The sequence below is a fragment of the Streptomyces roseirectus genome, from assembly GCF_014489635.1.
In the GTDB taxonomy this organism is placed as follows: domain Bacteria; phylum Actinomycetota; class Actinomycetes; order Streptomycetales; family Streptomycetaceae; genus Streptomyces; species Streptomyces roseirectus.
On sequence record NZ_CP060828.1, the window covers coordinates 3,932,880 to 3,950,342 of the forward strand.

22 protein-coding genes and 3 tRNA genes are annotated in these 17,463 nt (G+C 70.3%); 12 read left to right on the forward strand and 13 right to left on the reverse strand.

What is annotated here, in order from left to right; genetic code table 11:
* Positions 1–48: 48 nt before the first annotated feature.
* Both secE and IAG44_RS16155 read right to left on the reverse strand, forming a co-directional pair.
* Entirely contained in the window at positions 49–336 is a 288-nt protein-coding gene (gene secE / locus IAG44_RS16150; RefSeq protein WP_187747802.1) for a preprotein translocase subunit SecE, read from the reverse strand.
* 110 nt (positions 337–446) lie between these two features.
* Positions 447–519, reverse strand: a tRNA-Trp gene (locus tag IAG44_RS16155).
* Between the two features lie 227 nt (positions 520–746).
* Between IAG44_RS16155 and IAG44_RS16160 the strand changes: the two genes are divergently transcribed.
* Both IAG44_RS16160 and IAG44_RS16165 read left to right on the forward strand, forming a co-directional pair.
* Positions 747–1,970, forward strand: coding sequence for a pyridoxal phosphate-dependent aminotransferase (locus IAG44_RS16160; protein ID WP_187747803.1), 1,224 nt, complete (start codon positions 747–749; stop codon positions 1,968–1,970).
* A gap of 122 nt (positions 1,971–2,092) precedes the next feature.
* The gene (locus tag IAG44_RS16165; protein WP_187747804.1) at positions 2,093–3,133 is read left to right on the forward strand and encodes an adenosine deaminase; all 1,041 of its coding nucleotides are present in this window, start codon (positions 2,093–2,095) and stop codon (positions 3,131–3,133) included.
* 26 nt (positions 3,134–3,159) lie between these two features.
* Here IAG44_RS16165 and IAG44_RS16170 read toward each other — a convergent pair whose 3' ends face one another.
* Together IAG44_RS16170 and IAG44_RS16175 are read right to left on the reverse strand one after the other, a co-directional pair.
* Positions 3,160–3,684 (reverse strand): hypothetical protein, encoded by a 525-nt coding sequence (locus IAG44_RS16170; protein WP_343075738.1) that lies wholly within the window; start codon positions 3,682–3,684, stop codon positions 3,160–3,162.
* Between the two features lie 82 nt (positions 3,685–3,766).
* On the reverse strand, positions 3,767–4,432 hold the full coding sequence (locus IAG44_RS16175) for a TetR/AcrR family transcriptional regulator (RefSeq protein ID WP_187747805.1): 666 nt from the start codon (positions 4,430–4,432) through the stop codon (positions 3,767–3,769).
* A gap of 114 nt (positions 4,433–4,546) precedes the next feature.
* Between IAG44_RS16175 and IAG44_RS16180 the strand changes: the two genes are divergently transcribed.
* Positions 4,547–5,179, forward strand: coding sequence for an NAD(P)-dependent oxidoreductase (locus IAG44_RS16180; protein WP_187747806.1), 633 nt, complete (start codon positions 4,547–4,549; stop codon positions 5,177–5,179).
* A 5-nt stretch (positions 5,180–5,184) separates the two neighbouring features.
* Here IAG44_RS16180 and IAG44_RS16185 read toward each other — a convergent pair whose 3' ends face one another.
* From IAG44_RS16185 to IAG44_RS16210, 6 genes are all read right to left on the reverse strand, one after another.
* Positions 5,185–6,240 (reverse strand): UDP-N-acetylmuramate dehydrogenase, encoded by a 1,056-nt coding sequence (locus tag IAG44_RS16185; protein ID WP_187747807.1) that lies wholly within the window; start codon positions 6,238–6,240, stop codon positions 5,185–5,187.
* A 100-nt stretch (positions 6,241–6,340) separates the two neighbouring features.
* The gene (locus tag IAG44_RS16190) at positions 6,341–6,769 is read right to left on the reverse strand and encodes a MaoC family dehydratase (RefSeq protein ID WP_187747808.1); all 429 of its coding nucleotides are present in this window, start codon (positions 6,767–6,769) and stop codon (positions 6,341–6,343) included.
* Positions 6,770–6,777: 8 nt separating this feature from the next.
* On the reverse strand, positions 6,778–7,233 hold the full coding sequence (locus IAG44_RS16195; protein ID WP_187747809.1) for a MaoC family dehydratase N-terminal domain-containing protein: 456 nt from the start codon (positions 7,231–7,233) through the stop codon (positions 6,778–6,780).
* A gap of 101 nt (positions 7,234–7,334) precedes the next feature.
* Complete coding sequence (gene rpmG, locus IAG44_RS16200; RefSeq protein WP_003948671.1) at positions 7,335–7,499, reverse strand: 50S ribosomal protein L33; 165 nt, start codon at positions 7,497–7,499, stop codon at positions 7,335–7,337.
* A gap of 89 nt (positions 7,500–7,588) precedes the next feature.
* Positions 7,589–7,661, reverse strand: a tRNA-Met gene (locus IAG44_RS16205).
* A gap of 46 nt (positions 7,662–7,707) precedes the next feature.
* Positions 7,708–7,780 (reverse strand) — tRNA-Thr (locus tag IAG44_RS16210).
* 226 nt (positions 7,781–8,006) lie between these two features.
* On the opposite strand from IAG44_RS16210, the gene IAG44_RS16215 reads away from it, so the two are divergent.
* Both IAG44_RS16215 and IAG44_RS16220 read left to right on the forward strand, forming a co-directional pair.
* Positions 8,007–9,248, forward strand: a complete 1,242-nt coding sequence (locus IAG44_RS16215) for an amidohydrolase family protein (RefSeq protein WP_187747810.1) — start codon at positions 8,007–8,009, stop codon at positions 9,246–9,248.
* A 119-nt stretch (positions 9,249–9,367) separates the two neighbouring features.
* Positions 9,368–10,024, forward strand: coding sequence for an NAD(P)H-binding protein (locus IAG44_RS16220; protein ID WP_187747811.1), 657 nt, complete (start codon positions 9,368–9,370; stop codon positions 10,022–10,024).
* A 78-nt stretch (positions 10,025–10,102) separates the two neighbouring features.
* Here IAG44_RS16220 and IAG44_RS16225 read toward each other — a convergent pair whose 3' ends face one another.
* Positions 10,103–10,315: a hypothetical protein gene (locus IAG44_RS16225; protein ID WP_187747812.1), complete on the reverse strand. Its 213-nt coding sequence runs from the start codon at positions 10,313–10,315 to the stop codon at positions 10,103–10,105.
* Positions 10,316–10,978: 663 nt separating this feature from the next.
* The gene (locus IAG44_RS16230) at positions 10,979–11,158 is read right to left on the reverse strand and encodes a hypothetical protein (protein ID WP_187747813.1); all 180 of its coding nucleotides are present in this window, start codon (positions 11,156–11,158) and stop codon (positions 10,979–10,981) included.
* 187 nt (positions 11,159–11,345) lie between these two features.
* On the opposite strand from IAG44_RS16230, the gene IAG44_RS16235 reads away from it, so the two are divergent.
* Positions 11,346–12,134, forward strand: a complete 789-nt coding sequence (locus tag IAG44_RS16235) for an NUDIX domain-containing protein (protein WP_187747814.1) — start codon at positions 11,346–11,348, stop codon at positions 12,132–12,134.
* Here the strand turns inward: IAG44_RS16235 and IAG44_RS16240 are convergent.
* Positions 12,118–13,248, reverse strand: coding sequence for a helix-turn-helix domain-containing protein (locus IAG44_RS16240; RefSeq protein WP_484604778.1), 1,131 nt, complete (start codon positions 13,246–13,248; stop codon positions 12,118–12,120). The two genes, IAG44_RS16235 and IAG44_RS16240, sit on opposite strands and share 17 nt — an antisense overlap.
* A 734-nt stretch (positions 13,249–13,982) precedes the next feature.
* Here IAG44_RS16240 and IAG44_RS16245 point away from each other — a divergent pair.
* The 6 genes from IAG44_RS16245 to traA all read left to right on the forward strand — a co-directional run bounded on the left by IAG44_RS16245 (position 13,983) and on the right by traA (position 17,451).
* Entirely contained in the window at positions 13,983–14,267 is a 285-nt protein-coding gene (locus IAG44_RS16245) for a hypothetical protein (RefSeq protein WP_187747815.1), read from the forward strand.
* Positions 14,264–14,587, forward strand: a complete 324-nt coding sequence (locus IAG44_RS16250; RefSeq protein ID WP_187747816.1) for a hypothetical protein — start codon at positions 14,264–14,266, stop codon at positions 14,585–14,587. The genes IAG44_RS16245 and IAG44_RS16250 overlap by 4 nt, the downstream gene beginning before the upstream one ends.
* The gene (locus IAG44_RS16255) at positions 14,587–14,967 is read left to right on the forward strand and encodes an RRQRL motif-containing zinc-binding protein (protein ID WP_187747817.1); all 381 of its coding nucleotides are present in this window, start codon (positions 14,587–14,589) and stop codon (positions 14,965–14,967) included. Before IAG44_RS16250 ends, IAG44_RS16255 begins: the two co-directional genes overlap by 1 nt.
* A 4-nt stretch (positions 14,968–14,971) precedes the next feature.
* Positions 14,972–16,039, forward strand: coding sequence for a hypothetical protein (locus IAG44_RS16260; protein WP_187747818.1), 1,068 nt, complete (start codon positions 14,972–14,974; stop codon positions 16,037–16,039).
* Positions 16,040–16,339: 300 nt separating this feature from the next.
* A complete protein-coding gene (locus tag IAG44_RS16265; RefSeq protein ID WP_187747819.1) occupies positions 16,340–16,858 on the forward strand; it encodes a hypothetical protein in 519 nt (172 codons plus the stop codon).
* Entirely contained in the window at positions 16,858–17,451 is a 594-nt protein-coding gene (gene traA, locus IAG44_RS16270) for a plasmid transfer protein TraA (RefSeq protein ID WP_187747820.1), read from the forward strand. The genes IAG44_RS16265 and traA overlap by 1 nt, the downstream gene beginning before the upstream one ends.
* Positions 17,452–17,463: the final 12 nt, after the last annotated feature.

Here is a 17,463-nt window from a genome sequence, read left to right on the forward strand (position 1 = left end):
AACATGCGAAAGGGGCGCCGGTTTCCTCGGCGCCCTTCGCTGGTCGGCTCAGCCGAAGACGTACTTGGCGGCGTGGCTGAGGCCATAGTCGATCACCGTGACCAGACCGATCATGATCACCACGAAGACGATCACCACGGTGGTGTAGGTGCTGAGCTGGTTGCGCGTCGGCCAGACTACCTTGCGCAGCTCCGCGACGATCTGGCGGTAGAAGAGGGCCAGACGCTTCAGCGGGCCTCTCTTGGCGCGCTTGCCGCCCTTACGCGCCTTCTTCTTGCTCTCAGGCGCTTCGTCCTGGGCATCAGGCGTGTCGATGGAGCCCACGGCATCCGCCATTCGTCCTCACCTGTTCCCGGGTCGTGGCCGTGCCGCGCCCGGTCTGAGCCGCACGGCGGTGCAAAGCTGTATGTACCTGCGCACACATCTCTCGGCTGAGGAGTGTGTAGCAGGGCCGGAGGGACTTGAACCCCCAACCGCTGGTTTTGGAGACCAGTGCTCTACCAATTGAGCTACGACCCTTTGTGTGCCCCCCAACCTACCGTATCCAGGCGGGTGCTTGGTGTGCACCGCTTGTGGCACGGCTGTCAAAGGCCAACGACGGATGAGTGTACGTGCTCAGGGGCCGTGCGTCGAACGTGAAGCGCTCGCGGTCGGATTCAGTCTGATGTTCCGTCTGTTCCCTCTGGGGTGCCCAGTCCGTGAAACCGGCGTGCCGCGCGGGTTTCGGGTCTGAAAACATGGCCGGTATGAGCGCTCCCTCCTCTCCCACCGAACGCCGGGTCTCCGCCCGCGTCGGCTCGATCTCCGAGTCCGCGACCCTCGCCGTGGACGCCAAGGCGAAGGCCCTGAAGGCCGCCGGGCGTCCGGTGATCGGGTTCGGCGCGGGTGAGCCCGACTTCCCGACCCCCGACTACATCGTCGAAGCGGCCGTCGAGGCGTGCAAGAACCCGAAGTACCACCGCTACACGCCGGCCGGGGGTCTGCCCGAGCTGAAGGCCGCGATCGCCTCGAAGACGCTGCGCGACTCCGGCTACCAGGTCGACGCCGCCCAGGTCCTCGTCACCAACGGCGGCAAGCAGGCCATCTACGAGGCGTTCGCCGCGATCCTCGACCCGGGCGACGAGGTCATCGTCCCGGCGCCGTACTGGACGACGTACCCGGAGTCGATCCGGCTGGCCGGCGGTGTCCCGGTGGAGGTCGTCGCCGACGAGACGACCGGCTACCGCGTCTCCGTCGAGCAGCTGGAGGCGGCGCGGACCGCGCACACCAAGGTCCTACTCTTCGTCTCGCCGTCCAACCCGACCGGCGCGGTCTACACGCGCGCGCAGGTCGAGGAGATCGGGCGCTGGGCCGCCGAGCACGGGCTGTGGGTGCTGACGGACGAGATCTACGAGCACCTGGTGTACGGGGACGCCGAGTTCCACTCGCTGCCGGTGGTCGTGCCGGAGCTGGCCGACAAGACGATCGTCGTCAACGGGGTCGCGAAGACGTACGCGATGACCGGCTGGCGCGTGGGCTGGGTCATCGGCCCCAAGGACGTCGTCAAGGCCGCGACGAACCTCCAGTCGCACGCGACGTCCAACGTCTCCAACGTCGCCCAGGTCGCCGCGCTCGCCGCGGTCTCCGGGGACCTCGCGGCCGTCGAGGAGATGAAGGTCGCGTTCGACCGGCGGCGCAAGAAGATCGTGTCGATGCTCAACGAGATCGACGGTGTGCTGTGCCCGGAGCCGGAGGGCGCGTTCTACGCGTACCCGTCCGTGAAGGCGCTGCTCGGCAAGGAGATCCGGGGGCGGCGTCCGGCCACCTCGGTGGAGCTGGCCGAGCTGATCCTGGAGGAGGCCGAGGTCGCGGTCGTCCCCGGTGAGGCGTTCGGGACGCCGGGGTATCTGCGGCTGTCGTACGCGCTGGGGGACGAGGACCTGGTCGAGGGTGTCTCGCGGCTGCAGAAGCTGCTGGGCGAGGCGAAGTAGGGCGTTGTCTGTGCGGGTCAGCTCACTCAGTTTGAGTGGGCTGACCCGTTTTTCTGTGCGAGCAAGACCACGTTCAGGGAACCGACTACCCGCCTCTCACCCGAGTACGGCAGTATCGGCGAATGGAGCGTGTACGTGATCTCTCTCAACTCCCCAAAGCCCATCTGCACCTGCACTTCACCGGTTCGATGCGGCCCGCGACCGTGCTGGAGCTGGCAGACAAGTACGGGGTGCGGCTGCCGGAGGCGCTGTCCGAGGCGCTGACCAGCGGGGAGCCGCCGCAGCTCAGGGCGACGGACGAGCGGGGCTGGTTCCGCTTCCAGCGGCTGTACGACGCCGCGCGCTCGTGCCTCAGGGAGCCCGACGACATCCGGCGGCTGGTGCGGGAGGCCGCCGAGGAGGACGTCAGGGACGGCTCCGGCTGGCTGGAGATCCAGGTCGACCCGACGTCGTACGCGCCCCGTCTCGGCGGGCTCATCCCGGCGCTGGAGATCATCCTCGACGCGGTGGAGACGACCTCCCGCGAGACGGGGCTCGGGATGCGGGTCCTGGTCGCCGCGAACCGTATGAAGCACCCGCTGGACGCCCGGACGCTGGCCCGGCTCGCCGTCCGGTACGCCGACCGGGGCGTCGTCGGCTTCGGGCTCTCCAACGACGAACGCCGGGGGATGGCCCGGGACTTCGACCGCGCGTTCGCGATCGCGCGCGAGGGCGGGCTGTTGTCGGCGCCGCACGGCGGTGAGCTGACCGGTCCCTCGTCCGTCCGCGACTGTCTGGACGACCTCCACGCGACCCGGATCGGCCACGGGGTCCGCGCGGCGGAGGATCCCCGCCTCCTGAAGCGCCTCGCCGAGCGGGGGATCACCTGCGAGGTCTGCCCCGCCTCCAACGTCGCCCTCGGCGTCTACGAAAAACCGGAGGACGTCCCCCTGCGGGTCCTCTACGACGCCGGCGTCCCCATGGCCCTCGGCGCCGACGACCCCCTCCTCTTCGGCTCCCGCCTCGCCGCGCAGTACGAGATCGCGCGCCGGCACCACGACTTCACCGACGAGGAACTGGCCGACCTCGCCCGCCAGTCGATCCGCGGCTCCGCCGCACCGGAGGAGACCCGGACGAAGCTGCTGGCGGGGGTGGACGACTGGATCTCGGGGCCGGGGGTGTGAGGTGGGGTCAAGGGCGTGAGGCGGGGTCAAGGGCGTCTGAAGTGGGTGTAGGGCGGATACGCCTGGAAGCAGACGCCGATCTCGGGTTCGTGGTGGTCGCCCGAACCGAGGATGTGCGTCATGCAGACCGGCTTGCCCTCGGCGACGCCCTTCTGCCGGGGGCCGAAGCCGGCGTACGCGAACTCCGCCGCGAGCCCCGCGAAGGCCTCCCTGCCGCCGGTCAGGATGCACGTGCGCGCGTGACTGACCTGTCTCAGCCGCGGCTCCTGCCCCGTCCGGTACGACCGTCCCCGTTCCGCGTCGCGCGCGGTGCGCTGCTCGTCGGTGCGAACAGTCAGCGGGATGCCCTGGCGGAGCCTTCGCCGCAGGTCGGGCCAGCTGGAAGCGCGCAGGCCGTAGGAGTCGGGAACCAAGAGGAGATCGACCAGCTCTCCCACTCCCCAGTTCGGCGGGACGCCCGCTCTCAGGGGGATGTGGACGAGGGTGTGGCGGGAGTACGCGGCGCAGGGGGGTGCGGGGACGGACGACCCGGTGGGAGTGCGGGCCGACACGGGGGCGGAACCCGGTGAGCCTCAGGCGCATGCGGGGTGCCTCATGGGAGCAGGGTCGCGGCTCAAGTGGGGGCACGGGGAATTACACGGTGCTGGTCGTTCCGGGGATTTCGGCTGATCCGGCGATTTCGGTGGTTCCGGTGTCCCCGGCAGCCTCGTCCCCGGTGATGCCCGCGAGCAGCGTGCGCGTGAGGCTTGCTGCGAAGGCGGAGGGGTCGGGGCGGGCGTCGGCGGCGTCGTAGGCGAAGGCGCGGTGGACGCAGGCGCCGAGGAGGAGGGACGCGGCGGCGTGGACGTCGGCGTCGGGGCGGACGCGGCCCAGGGCCTGTTCCGCGCGGAGGTACGTCGCCAGGAGGTCGATGGGGATGTGCGCGCCGGTGCCCTTCTCCCGCATCGCCTCGTCGTGCCGCCGCTTGAGCCGGTTCTCGGCGTAGAGGGAGGCGGCGATCGGGAAGCTCTCGTCGTAGAAGAGGGCCGCTTCGAAGGCGATCCCGGTCAGGTTCTCCTCCAGGGTCCCCCGGCCGGGCTCGGCGGCGAGGCTGGACAGGAGGGGGGTGAGCCGGGGCAGGCGTTCCTTGAGGACCTGCACGAACAGCTCCTCCTTGCTGTCGAAGTGCTTGTAGAGGGCCGCCTCGGAGCAGCCGGCGACCCGCGCGATCTCCTTGGTCGTGGCCCGCGCGAGCCCCGCTGTACGCATGAGGTCGTGGGCGGCGTCGAGGATGCGTGCTCGGGTGGGCCTGGGCTCCATGGGGACCATCCGTTCGGGGAAGGGACTTGACAGGTGAGTGAATGCTTACCCACTCTAGCGGGAGACAGGGTGAGTGAATACTCACTCACCTCAACTCCGTCTTGGGGGTCCCTCATGAAACTCACCGTTCTCGGCGCTACCGGAGGCATCGGCAAGGAGATCGTCCGCCAGGCCCTCGACGCGGGCCACGAAGTCACCGCCGTCGTCCGCGACCCCGCCCGCCTCCCCGTGACCGGCGCCCGCCTGGACGTCGTCCGCGCCGACCTCACCGACCCCGAGGCCCTGCGCCCCGCCCTGGCCGGCCGCGACGCCGTCCTCTCCGGCCTCGGCCCGCGCGGACGCGGCGACGCCGGCATCGCCGCCCGCCTGACCCGCACCGCCCTCGCGGCCATGGAGTCCACCGACGTCCGCCGCTTCCTCCTGGTCAGCGCCTCCCCCGTGGGCCCCGCCCCGGCCGACGACGGCCCGCTGGACCGCTTCATGCGCAGCGCCGTCTCGGCGGTCCTGCGTCCCGTCTATGACGACCTGCGCGAGATGGAGGCGGACGTGGCCCGCAGCGCCGTCGACTGGACGTCCGTCCGCCCGCCCCGCCTCCAGGACAAGCCCGTCACCGGGGTCTACCGCAAGGTGATCGGGGGCTTCCCGCGCGCGGGGAGGTTCATCGGCCGGGCGGACGTGGCCCACGCGATGCTGGCGATGATCGAGGAGGCGGGGACGGTGAAGCAGGGGGTGGGGGTGGCGTACTGAGCCCCCTACAGGCTGACGCCCACCATCACCGGCTCGTTCACCAGCGTCACTCCGAACGCCGCCTCGACGCCCGTGACGATCTCGCGGGCCAGCGTGAGAAGGTCCTCGGTGGTCGCGGTGCCCCGGTTGGTGAGGGCGAGGGTGTGCTTGGTGGACAGGCGCGCGGGACCGGTGCCGTACCCCTTCGTGAAGCCGGCCTTGTCGATGAGCCAGGCGGCGGAGGTCTTGGTGCGGCCCTCCCCCGCCGGATAGGCGGGCGGCTCGGTGCCGACGCCCAGCCGCTCCCCCACGCGCGCGTGGAACGCCGCGAACTCGGCGTCCGTGAGGATCGGGTTGGTGAAGAAGGAACCGGCGGACCAGGTGTCGTGGTCCTCCGCGTCGAGAACCATCCCCTTGCCCGCGCGGAGCTTCAGCACCGTCTCGCGCGCGGCGGCGAGCCCGACCCGCTCCCCCACCTCGACGCCGAGCGCCCGCGCGGTCTCGGCGTACTTCACGGGCGCCGACAGCCCGCCCGCGTCCTCCAGCTCGAACCGGACGCGCAGGACGACGTACCGCTCGGGCTCGGCCTTGAAGCGGCTGTGCCGGTACGAGAAGGCGCACTCGGCGTTCGTCAGCGTGACCGTCTCGCCCGCGCGCCGGTCGTAGGCGACGACCTCGGTGACGGTCGAGGCGACCTCCTGGCCGTACGCCCCGACGTTCTGGATCGGCGTCGCGCCGGCGGACCCGGGGATCCCGGCCAGGCACTCGATCCCGGCGAGCCCGGCGTCCACCACGCGCGCGACGGCGTCGGTCCACACCTCGCCGGCGGCCAGCTCCAGCGTCGTCCCCCGCAGTTCGAACCCGCGCGTGGCGATCCGCAGTGCCGTCCCGGCGAAGCCCTTGTCCCCGATGACGAGGTTGGAGCCGCCGCCGACGACCAGCAGCGGCGCCCCGGCGGCGTCGGCCTCGCGCACGGCCTCGATCACCTCGGCGTCGGTGGTCGCGGTCACCAGCCGGGCGGCGGGGCCCCCGAGCCGGAACGTGGTCAGCGGGGCGAGCGGAGCGTCCAGAAGTTCGAGCACGCGGCCAAGCCTACGAGACGGCACTGACAACGCCGGGCACACGTAAGGGGCGTCTCGCCCTGGAGAACGCCCCTTACCTCGCCGTACGCGCGCGTGCCCGTCAGGCCAGGCGGACGACCGCCCGGGGCATCCCGAGGACCTTCTGTCCGGCGCTGGTGACGACCAGGTCGACGCGGACGGTGTTGTCGTCGAGCTTGGCGCCGACCTTGCCGGTGACCTCGATGACCGCGCCCTCGTCGTCGTTGGGGACGACGACCGGCTTGGTGAAGCGCACGCCGTAGTCGACGACCGCGCCCGGGTCGCCGGCCCAGTCGGTGACGACACGGACCGCCTCGGCCATGGTGAACATGCCGTGCGCGATGACGTCCGGGAGGCCCACCTCCTTGGCGAACTTCTCGTTCCAGTGGATGGGGTTGAAGTCCCCGGAGGCGCCCGCGTACCGCACGAGCGTGGCGCGCGTCACGGGAAAGGACCGCGCGGGCAGTTCGGTGCCGACCTCGACGTCGTCGTAAGCGATCTTCGCCGTCATGGGATTCCTCACGCCTCCTCGGCGACCGCGCGGGCCACGAGCTTCGTCCAGGCGGTCACGACGTGCTCGCCGGCCTCGTCGTGGACCTCGCCGCGGATGTCCAGGATGTCGTTGCCGGCCATCGACTTGATCGCCTCGATGGTGGTGGTCACGCTCAGCCTGTCGCCCGCGCGCACGGGACGGACGTAGGCGAACTTCTGGTCACCGTGCACGACACGGCTGTAGTCCAGGCCCAGCTGGGGATCCTCGACGACCTGCCCCGCGGCCTTGAACGTGATGGAGAACACGAAGGTCGGCGGAGCGATCACATCGGGGTGGCCGAGCGCCTTCGCGGCCTCGGGGTCCGTGTACGCGGGATGGTCGTCACCGACCGCCACCGCGAACTCGCGGATCTTCTCCCGGCCCACCTCGTAGGGCTCGGTGGGCGGGTAGGTCCGCCCCACGAAGGACTGGTCGAGCGCCATGGCCCGGCACCTCTCTGATCGCTCTACTGACCGGTACTGCCTGGTGAACGACGTGAGGCCGCCCCCGATCTCTCGGGGACGGCCTCACGTACGAGCCTGATTTATCGCGTTTCGCGGTGCGCGGTGTGCGCGTTGCAACGCGGGCAGTGCTTCTTCATCTCCAGTCGGTCCGGGTTGTTACGCCGGTTCTTCTTGGTGATGTAGTTCCGCTCCTTGCACTCCACGCAGGCCAGCGTGATCTTCGGGCGGACGTCGGTGGCAGCCACGTGAGTGCTCCTTGACGAACGGATGGGATGATTTAACGCAAGAAAGAGTAGCCGACTGAAGGACCGACCCCGCAATCGGCTACTGTTCGTAGCGGTGACCGGACTTGAACCGGTGACACAGCGATTATGAGCCGCTTGCTCTACCGACTGAGCTACACCGCTGTGATGAGGTCCGTTCCCGCCTTGCGACGGGAACCTCCCTCACCAGAGCCCCAATACGGAATCGAACCGTAGACCTTCTCCTTACCATGGAGACGCTCTACCGACTGAGCTATTGGGGCGAGCGAGGAAGACATTACACGCTCCCCGGGCGTTCACCCAAATCCGTTGTCCAGCCCTGTGCGGGCCCGGATTCCGGCCTGTCACAAGGGCCTCGGAGCCCTCCCCCGCACGGCGGACCACACCGGTATGACTATTTCGTCCCTCCCTGACACGGTCGTACGACCGCCCTAGGCTCGACTCACTCTGCGTGATCTTCCTCTGTCACCCCGGAGCCCCTGGAGCGCGATGCCCGACAGTCAGCCGCAGCCGTCCCCTTCGTCACCCTCCGGCGGGCAGCAGGACCCGTCGGCCCTCCTGCTGTGCGGCGCCCGGCTCACCGACGGCCGGACCGTGGACGTCCGGCTGGGCGGCGGGCGGATCGAGGCGGTCGGCACGGCGGGCAGTCTGACCGTCGCCCCCGCGCGCGGGTCGCGCGTGGACCTCTCCGGCTACCTCCTGCTGCCCGCCCCCGCCGAACCGCACGCCCACGCGGACACCGCCCTGTCCGCCGACACGGACGGCCCCGTGTCGTACGCCCCCGAGGACGTCCAGCGGCGTGCCACCGAAGCGGCCCTCCTGCAACTCGGCCACGGATCGACGGCCATGCGCGCGCACGTACGCGTGGGCGACGTCCAGGGGCTCGGCGCGCTGGGCGCCGTCCTCCAGGCGCGCCGTTCGCTGCGCGGGCTCGCCGAGTTGACGACGGTCGCGGTGCCCCGGCTGCTGACCGGGGTGGCCGGCGCGGACGGGCTCGCGATGCTGCGGGACGCGCTCAAGATGGGCGCCTCGGTGGTGGGCGGCTGTCCCGACCTCGACCCGGATCCGACGGGGTACGTCGAGGCCGTCCTGGAGGTCGCCGCCGAGCACGGCTGCCCGGTCGACCTGCACACCGACGCGGCCGACCCCGGCCGGCTCGCCCGCCTCGCCGCGCAGTGCGGGGGTCTGCGGCCCGGCGTCACGCTCGGTCCGTGCGGCGCGCTGCCCGCCGAGCACGCCTCCCGTACGGCCGATCAGCTCGCCGCCGCGGGCGTCACCGTCGTCTGTCTCCCCCAGGGCTCCTGTGGGGCCGTGACGGGCCGTGGGGCGGCTCCTGTGCGGTTCCTGCGGGCGGCGGGGGTGCGGGTCGCCGCGGGGAGCGGCGCGCTGCGGGACGTCTCCAACCCGGTGGGGCGGGGGGATCCGCTGGAGGCCGCGTATCTGCTGGCCTCCCGTGAAGGGCTGCGTCCCGAGGACGCGTACGACGCCGTCAGCGCGTCCGCGCGTGCGGTGCTCGGGTTGCCCGAGGTGCGGGTGGAGGCAGGGTTTCCGGCCGAGTTGCTGGCGGTTCGGGGGGAGCGGCTGGCGGGGGCGCTGTCGCTCGCGTACAGCCGGATCGTGATTCACCGGGGGCGGGTGGTGGCTCGGACGAGTGCGGTGCGGGAGTACTGCAATTCGGCTGCGGCGGCGGAGTTGGGGCTGCCTCGGCAGGGGCGGGGGGAGGTGTCGTGAGGGCCGGCGCGACAGGTGGCGTGAAGGTTGGCGTGACGCCTGGTGTGCATATTTTCTGACCGTCACACTTGTTGGGAGCTGTGCGGCGGGCGGGACTCGCCGGGCGTACGGTCGAAGACATGCGCATTGTCATCGCCGGAGGTCATGGTCAGATCGCGTTGCGGCTGGAGCGGTTGCTCGCCGCGCGCGGGGACGAGGTCGCGGGGATCATCCGCAAGGCCGAGCAGGGGGACGCACTGCGGGCGGCCGGTGCCGAACCGGTCGTCCTGGACCTGGAGTCGGCGTCCGTCGAGGAGGTCGCCGAGGTCCTGCGGGACGCCGACGCCGCCGTGTTCGCGGCGGGCGCGGGTCCGGGCAGCGGGGCGGCCCGCAAGGACACCGTCGACAAGGGCGCGGCGGTCCTGTTCGCCGACGCTGCCGTACGCGCGGGCGTGCGCCGGTTCCTCGTCGTCTCCTCGCTGGGCGCGGACCCCGACCACGCCGGGGACGACGTGTTCGACGTCTACCAGCGCGCCAAGGGCGCCGCGGACGCGTACGTGCGCGGGCTGGACGCGCTCGACTGGACCGTCCTGAGGCCCGGCGGCCTCACCGACGACGCCGGGACCGGGCTGGTCCGCCTGGAGGCGCGTACGGGGCGCGGCATGATCCCTCGCGACGATGTGGCCGCCGTGCTCGCGGAGTTGCTGGAGACGCCGGCGACGGCCGGACTGACGCTGGAGCTGGTGGGGGGTTCCACGCCGGTCTCGGTGGCGGTGAAGTCGGTCGCGGGGAACTGACGGGGCCTCAGGGGCGTTGTACGGCTGAGGGTGCGGGTCGGAGGCGGGTCCGAACGGGGCGGGCCGGCGCAGGGCGGGTCAGAACAGCGGGAGCTGGCCCGGGAAGTCGGGGAGCGTGAAGCCGTCCAACGACGGTTGGGCGGCGCCGAGTTGGGCGGGCCTGCGGGAGCCGGGGCACGAGACGAGTTCGCCCGCCTCGCGAGCGCCGGGCGGGTCGTGCCGGGCGAACCGTCCGGCGACGACGGCGATCTCTCGACGGCACTCGGGGCAGGTTCTGCGGCGGCTGGACATGAGGTCAGTGTGCCTCAGGGAACAGCATGTGATCTTCTTCATGAGCCGTCACGGCGCACCCTCATGACGAAGGGCCCGTGACCCACTGCTTGAGTGGGTCACGGGCCCTTACGTTCCCGTGTGGCGGCGCCAGGATTCGAACCTGGGAAGGCTGAGCCGGCAGATTTACAGTCCACCGGAGTTCGCGTTGAAAAATCCCGCGTGACCTGCATGGACGCACATGAGGGAGCGGTCCATTGCTCTCGCCGTCCACATGTCGTCCAACGGTCAGTCCGGAGGGTGCTGTTCCAGATGGGCTTTCTGCCTTTCGGAGACTCCTGCACCCTAAGCAGGGGAAGACCACAGCCCATGGACCCCACCATTACAGCCGCTCTCATATCCACCCCCGTTACCCTCCTCGCCGCCGCAGCCGCGTACGGCGCTGGTCGCACCCAAGGGCGAGGCGCCTATCAGGGCCCCGTGGAGGCAGTGCGACGCCAACACCAACGGGACGCCTACGCTGCCCTTCTCGGGGCAGCCAACAGCTACGTTCGTCAAACCAACTGGGGAGAGTGCTCGCTACGAGCCTGTGACCGATTGGGTATCTCCTACCCGCCGAGGGAAAGACGAGAAGCGGCTGACCGTCAGGCATGCCGCATCCGAGCTGAGGTGCCGATCGAGCCGTTACGAATGGCCGCAGCCGTTGCCGAACTCGAAGGTCCAGAGCACATCGCAGAGATCGTCTACCGCATCGGGAACGCTGCCCACAACGTGCACGTAGGCGCCCTCAGGGGCGAAGTTCCTCACACCCTCTTCGACCTGCTCGATGGCATCCCTGCTCCCGATGAAAACCACCACGACCATCTGGACCTAGTGAACGCGGTGCAGGCATTCACCGAAGCCGCCCGGGCCCACCTCAACAACGGTAGGACGCCAGGACGGCGTAGAAGTCGTGCGTGGTTCGCGTCTCACCGGGGAGGCTGATCACCTAGGAACGTTCCTAGGTGACTACTCTGGTACGCACCACCGCAGAACGGGGAGTGCTCCGCGCATGGGACCCAAGACGACCAAGGTCTACGAGACGCTTCGCGAGCGGCTTGCCTCGGGGCAGTACGCCGCCGGTGACAAGTTCCCATCGGAGCGCACGCTGTCGGAGGAACTCGGTATCGGCCGGACGGCGCTTCGGCAGGTGCTCGCGCGTCTCGTCTCCGAAGGGGCGTTGGAGGTTCGCGGCCGGAGTTCGTACCTGGTGCCCGGCGCGGTGACCGTGAAGACCCCCGAGGGGCTCGAACCATGGCAGATCCATGGTGAGCGGGACCTCTATGACAACCAGTGGGTGAAGCTCCAACTCTGGGACGTCGAACCTCCCGGAGTTGAGCGGTTCGAGCACCACGTGGTGAAGCTGCAACACGTCGCCATCACAGCCGTGGTCGACGATCAAGACCGAGTCCTCATGATGTGGCGATACCGGTTCGTCCCTCAGCGGTTCGGGTGGGAACTCCCCGGCGGCATCGTGGACGCTGGCGAGGAAGCGGCGGAAACCGCGATGCGGGAGGTCGTCGAGGAAACAGGGTGGCGACCAAATTCTGTTGAGCACGTCGTGACCTATCAACCGATGGTCGGCATGGTGGATTCGCCGCACGAAATCTTCGTTGCCTACGGTGCGAAAAAGGTCGGCGAACCGACGGATCTCGAAGAAGCCGGCCACATCGAATGGGTTCCGTTGGCCGATATTCCGGGGCTCATGGCGCGCGGCGAATTGCTGGGGTCCGGCACGCTCGTTGCGCTGCTGCACATCCTCGCTACTAGAGGAAAGCAGGGCGTCACAGCCGCTCGCTGAGCAAGTCGACGCGTCGGCGCTGCCGCACCGAACCGGTGCGGCTCGCCAGCAACTTCGCTTGCCTCAAGTGGTTGTGCGCGTCGTCGTATTCGGCGCGTGCGAGGTGGGCTTGGGCCAAGTCTGTGTGCAGCCCAGCGCGCGCCCGCACAAAGGTAGGGTCCATCGACTTCACCGCGTCGTAGAGGCTGGCCAAAGCATCCACGTCCCCGAGGAAGGCGAGGATGTTTCCTCGCCATCGAGTGAGGTGTGATTCGTTGAGGAAGATACTCAACATGTCAGGGTCGCGATCCTCGGGCCCGCCGGGAATCAGAGCTGCCGCCCTGTCCAAGGCCCTACGGCTTTCATCTTCCATTCCGGAATGCGCGCACAATTCCGCCTCGGTCGCATGGAGCCATGCGCGAAGTCTGGGAGATCCATTCCCCCCGAGAGTGCTTTGCGCCTCACGCGCCAACTCCACTCCGAGCGCCGGCCGTCCCGCTTCACTGAGGACGAATGCCTGTTCCCCCATGGCGTGCGCGAGATACATCGGGGCCTCAGCGTCCCGCGCGGCTCGCTTCGCGAGTTCGTAGTGGCGCCATGCCCGTTCGACCGCCCCGGAGTCGACCGCTTGCCATGCGGCGAGGGTCGACGCCCCGGCGAGTGCCAGCGCGACCGGTCGGCGCGCGCTGGGCAGTACGGCGAAGTTCAGCGCGTCCTCAAGGGCCGTGAGGTGCCCCGTCATCTGGTCGATGAGACCGGCCGCGCCCCGCTGCCGGTCCATCGTGCGCAGTAGTTCCGTCTGGGCGTTGAAGGCGCTCACCATGGAGTCACCCAGGCTCTCCGCCGCATCGATCATGCTGAGCAAGTCGTCATAGCCGTCCGCCATCGGCGTCGCCGCGACGGCCGTGGCGCCCCTCAACTCCGTGTCCGTGGCGCCCAGGACGTTACGCAGGATCTCCGCGTACCGGTCGGAGATGGCGCGCTTGCCGTTCTCCCACTCCGACACGTACACGCGCAGGCTCGCGGTCGATGCGACGTCGACAAGGTGGCGACGCGCCCACTGCTCGATCTCGCGAATCAGTCGCTCCTGAGACCAGCCACGCGCCGCGCGCGCTTCCCGAAGTCCTGAACTCACAGGCCACCGTCCGGCGTTGGTTCCGTTCACTTCCCCTCCCATGGTGCCTCACGTCGCCGCAGGTCAACAGGGGTTAACAGGACTGGGGTTAAGGGCTGTTGGCTGCCGAAACCCCTGTCTCGAACTGTCTCCTGAGAGTGCGCCAGGAAGGGCGTTCGCGGATCGGATCGGCGAACCACCTTGACTCTGGTGCGCACCAGATGCCAACCTACTGGTGCGCACCAGAAAGCGGGATCGCATCCCGCTCGTAGTGCGCATTCAGAACGGTCCCGCCGGGTTCGCTTACACGCGGTCCGAGCGGCAGGGGAGACGTGAAAAGTCCGCCGTCTTCACGGATCGATCGGTGTCATCGGCTAAGCCGCTGGTCTGACCCTCGGGCGTAGGACCCAGGGACCGGATCGCGGGGACCCCGGTGGTTGGGCCGCACCCAGCCCATGGCATCCAGGGAGCAACCACTCAGCGAGTGACGACTGAGTGGCGCGGTGACCGCGCGCCGGCCAAGAGGAGGCGGAGCGAGGCGCATACGGGAACCGCGAGACGACAGTGGCGGGCTTTCCCGTCACTCGTCATGCGGCCAGGAAGCCGGCGTTCGTGTCGGTGGCCTGGCCGTTTGATGAGGACTCTTCGCAGGTCCCGCCCGTGCCGGTCCCGGTGCGGGTTCTTCACGGCGCGCGCCCCGTTGAGGTGTCTCCGGGTGCGTTCGGGCCGTTTCCGGTCGAAGGAGAAACCGACCCATGAAGTGCATCGTTGCCGGGCAACAGGCGCTCAGCGTCTCGGAGTTCGCGGAGCTGGCGTTGGGTACGCCGCTGGAGTTGTGGCTGGGGGTGGAGGGCGAGAGCGAGGTGGAGCGGGCGGCGCGGTTGGACGCGGCGCGTGACATTCTGTCCGACCCCGACTTCGCCACCCTGCCGGACGACTTGGTCCGTCTGGCCGCGCGGGTGATCGAGGAGCACCCGGAGCTGTTCGACGTGGTCCCCCTCTCCCGGCGCCGTGCGGCGCGGCGGGGGGTTGCGGCATGAACGGCGTGGTGACGCTGGACGGCCTTGCCGCTCCGCTGCGGGCGGTGCGGATGCTGGCCCTGGACTACGCGCATCTTCCCGCCCCGACGATCGGCGTCTCGGCCATCTACCCGGAGCGGCTGGAGCTGAGCCTGCACCGCAGTCCCGCCGACTTCGAGGCGTGGCGGGAGGTCCTCGGGATCGCCCCGGACGGTGTGACGTACCGCGAGTTCGACGGCTACGTGTCGATGAGCGTGTTCACCGAGTACGCGGGCGCGGAACTGGAACTGGTCGGTTACGCCGACCTTCCCCACACCGAGCAGGCCCGGGCGTCGGTCTGATGGCGGCGCCGGCCAAGTGCTTCGACCCCGACGGCGCCCGCTTCGGGGTCCCGACGTACCCGTGGCGGTACGCGCCCGATGGGTTCGCCACCCGCCGGCAGTTACGGGCCCGTGGGCTTCGCCCGGGTGGTCAGCCGGTCGCCGCGCAGGTCCTGCGTCCGCGTTACCGGCGGGGCCCGCTGGTGGCCTACCTCTACCGGCTCGATCTCGCGCTGCCGGTGCGGCCGATGACCGAGGGCAGGTGGCGTGCGCTGGCCTGCGCGATGCGGGCGCGGCGCACCTGCCCGCAGTGCCGCGCCGACGCCGGTTACGTCATCCCCCGCTCCCTCGGGCTGTGCGTGCCGTGCGCATACCCCGAGGACTTCCGAGAATCGGAGTGAACTCATGGACTGGAAGACGCACGCCCGGCGTGCGGCCCACTGGGGTCTGCCCGCCGCCCTGACCGGATTGTCGCTGGGCTGGACCGTGTACGCGGTCGGGGAGATCCTCTCCCGCCAGGCCCCCGCCCCGCTCGCCTACACCGTGGCGGGGATCTATGACGCGGTGTGGCTGTACGCGCTGGCCATGGAGACCGCGCACCGTCGGCAGGGCTCGAGCGGCACCCTGCCCTCGGTGCTGGGGTGGCTGTTCCTGGTCACCTCGGTCTGCGTGCTGGTCACCCACGGCCTGATGGACGCCACGACGGTCGTCGCTGTCATCGGTGCGATCGTCCCCGCCGCCGCCAAAGCCACCCTGATCATGGCGGTTGAGCGGGACGCCACCCGCATCTCGCCCGCCGCGCAGAGCCAGATCGACGCGGTCCGCAGCGCGACCCGCGACCAGGTGGCCGTGGGCCGGGCGGTCACCCGTGCCAAGGCCGACCGGCAGACCACCGCCGCCGCCCTCGACCGCGAGGAGCGCAAGGCACGCGGCAAGGCGCAGAAGACGCGCCACAAGGCGGCGGCAGCTCTGGCGAGGGTTGCCGACAAGAGCCCCGTGGACGGCGCGGACGCCGTTGCGGAGATCCCGGCGCTGTTCTCGGACGACGACCTGGCCCGCGTGCTGGGCGAGTGGTCCGGCGGGGACACACCCGCCGTGTCCCCCGGCGTGTCCCCGGCCGTGTCCCCAGGTGTGTCCCTGCCCGTGTCCCCTGTGTCCCCGCAGGTCGGCCCCGTGTCCCCGCCCGATGAGATTCCCCCGCCTCACGACAGCGAGGACGCGGCCGGTCCGGCGGATCTGTCGGGGCTGGCTGAGGCGGCGGCCGTGGCCGGGGTCGGCACCCCGCAGCCCGGTGAGTCGCTGAGTGAGGCTCAGCTCACTGTCGTCCTGCGCTGGCTGCGGCACTCGGAGAACCCCCCGCTCAGCTACCGGCGTGCGCTGGCCGCGTACCGCGCGGCCGGTTTCTCCGCGAAGGAGGAGCGGGTGCGCAAGGCGTACGCGGCGCTGGTCGATTCCGAGGGCGCCGACGCGTAAGCCCTGCCCCCGGCACACACCAATGAGGGCCAGCCCAGGGTAAGTGGGCTGGCCCTCGTTGCGACTGCCGGAAGCAGTCGACACCAGTGAAGCAGACCCGGAGAGCCGACCGCGAGCGGAACCCTCGCAGACCGGCCGCGCAGACCCGGGGAGTTGATCACTCGTCATCGGCAGGAGATAGCTGCCGTGCATCCCCGTCACCGCGTCTGAACAGCGCTTTCCACCGCGCAGGCCCCGGACACATCCGCTTGGCCGTGGGTGTCCGGGGCCTGCTTCCTGCGAGCAAGGGGAGCCTTGCCCATGTCCAGCCGTACCCGTGCCCGGACCGTGAAAACGGCCGCCGGCGTCCACACCCTCCACATCCCCCGCCAGCGCGGCCGGCGAGGGGAACAGGTCGTCATCGTCGTCCCCGAACGACCCACCCTCACCCGCCTGCTGGCCGGCGCTGCCGGACGCGCCCTGTGGCGGGCCCGCCGCACCCTCGCCCCCACCGCCCTCGCCCTTACGGCGCTGCCCCTCGCGGGCGCGCTTCACCTGCTGGCGTGGTGGTCGTCCCTCCTGCTCACCCCGCTGGCGCTCGCCCCGCTGGTGTGGCTGTGGGTCGTGCAGCGGCGTCGTCCCGCGAAGGGCTCGGTCGTCCTGTGGCGTGCCGGTCTGGCGGCGCTGGCCACCCTCGCGGCGGTGTGGCTGTGCCTCGCGGCCGGCTTCGGGCCGCTCGCCGGGCCCCTGCCTCTGCTGTGGCTGCTGACGCTGATCGCCGTGCAGACCGTGTGGTTCTTCGCTGGTCCCCGTCCGGCCCGTTCTGAGGAGAGCATCTGATGGCTCAGTCCACCAACGGCCAGCGCAGGCAGGCGCCGACGAACGACCAGCGTCGGCAGGCGTCGGCCAACGGCCGCTCCGGCGCGACCCCGCAGGACAAGGGCGCCAAGTTCGCCAACGCGGGCGCCGCCGTGGGCGGGTTCGTCGGTGCGATGGGCGGCTCGTTCGTCCCGCCGATCAGCGTCACCGTCAACAACAACAAGACCACGGCGCGCGGCGGCGGTGGCCACGCGCACGCCGGTTCCCTGCTGCCCTCCCCGGAGTTCGGGTCCCCGGCGCAGGTGCGCAACTACTGCAACACCCTGCGGGCGGCGGGCGTGACGCTGTCCATCGAGGTGGCCATGGCCGCCGAGATCCTCGACAGTGTGCTGTCCGCCGTTCCGGACCCGGAGGGCCGTGCGTTCGGCTCGCGCATCCGGGCCCGGAAGGTGTCCCGCAAGATGCGCAAGTCCGCCGACGCCCTGCGGGACGCGGCGAAGAACGCCGCCGCCTGCTACTCGGCCTTCCAGCAGGAGTTCGAGGAAGAGATCAACCGCGTCCGTCACCGTGCCCGCAAGCCTCAGCAGCCGGTCATGAACTGGGCTCAGCAGTAAGGAGGTTGAGCC

Bases quoted from the DNA above. Each gene is read 5' to 3' on its own strand.
- secE (WP_187747802.1), bottom strand. From the start codon at position 336: ATGGCGGATGCCGTGGGCTCCATCGACACGCCTGATGCCCAGGACGAA.
- IAG44_RS16160 (WP_187747803.1), top strand. From the start codon at position 747: ATGAGCGCTCCCTCCTCTCCCACCGAACGCCGGGTCTCCGCCCGCGTC.
- IAG44_RS16165 (WP_187747804.1), top strand. From the start codon at position 2,093: ATGGAGCGTGTACGTGATCTCTCTCAACTCCCCAAAGCCCATCTGCAC.
- IAG44_RS16175 (WP_187747805.1), bottom strand. From the start codon at position 4,432: ATGGAGCCCAGGCCCACCCGAGCACGCATCCTCGACGCCGCCCACGAC.
- IAG44_RS16180 (WP_187747806.1), top strand. From the start codon at position 4,547: ATGAAACTCACCGTTCTCGGCGCTACCGGAGGCATCGGCAAGGAGATC.
- IAG44_RS16190 (WP_187747808.1), bottom strand. From the start codon at position 6,769: ATGACGGCGAAGATCGCTTACGACGACGTCGAGGTCGGCACCGAACTG.
- IAG44_RS16195 (WP_187747809.1), bottom strand. From the start codon at position 7,233: ATGGCGCTCGACCAGTCCTTCGTGGGGCGGACCTACCCGCCCACCGAG.
- IAG44_RS16215 (WP_187747810.1), top strand. From the start codon at position 8,007: ATGCCCGACAGTCAGCCGCAGCCGTCCCCTTCGTCACCCTCCGGCGGG.
- IAG44_RS16220 (WP_187747811.1), top strand. From the start codon at position 9,368: ATGCGCATTGTCATCGCCGGAGGTCATGGTCAGATCGCGTTGCGGCTG.
- IAG44_RS16225 (WP_187747812.1), bottom strand. From the start codon at position 10,315: ATGTCCAGCCGCCGCAGAACCTGCCCCGAGTGCCGTCGAGAGATCGCC.
- IAG44_RS16230 (WP_187747813.1), bottom strand. From the start codon at position 11,158: ATGGTCGTGGTGGTTTTCATCGGGAGCAGGGATGCCATCGAGCAGGTC.
- IAG44_RS16235 (WP_187747814.1), top strand. From the start codon at position 11,346: ATGGGACCCAAGACGACCAAGGTCTACGAGACGCTTCGCGAGCGGCTT.
- IAG44_RS16245 (WP_187747815.1), top strand. From the start codon at position 13,983: ATGAAGTGCATCGTTGCCGGGCAACAGGCGCTCAGCGTCTCGGAGTTC.
- IAG44_RS16250 (WP_187747816.1), top strand. From the start codon at position 14,264: ATGAACGGCGTGGTGACGCTGGACGGCCTTGCCGCTCCGCTGCGGGCG.
- IAG44_RS16255 (WP_187747817.1), top strand. From the start codon at position 14,587: ATGGCGGCGCCGGCCAAGTGCTTCGACCCCGACGGCGCCCGCTTCGGG.
- IAG44_RS16260 (WP_187747818.1), top strand. From the start codon at position 14,972: ATGGACTGGAAGACGCACGCCCGGCGTGCGGCCCACTGGGGTCTGCCC.
- IAG44_RS16265 (WP_187747819.1), top strand. From the start codon at position 16,340: ATGTCCAGCCGTACCCGTGCCCGGACCGTGAAAACGGCCGCCGGCGTC.
- traA (WP_187747820.1), top strand. From the start codon at position 16,858: ATGGCTCAGTCCACCAACGGCCAGCGCAGGCAGGCGCCGACGAACGAC.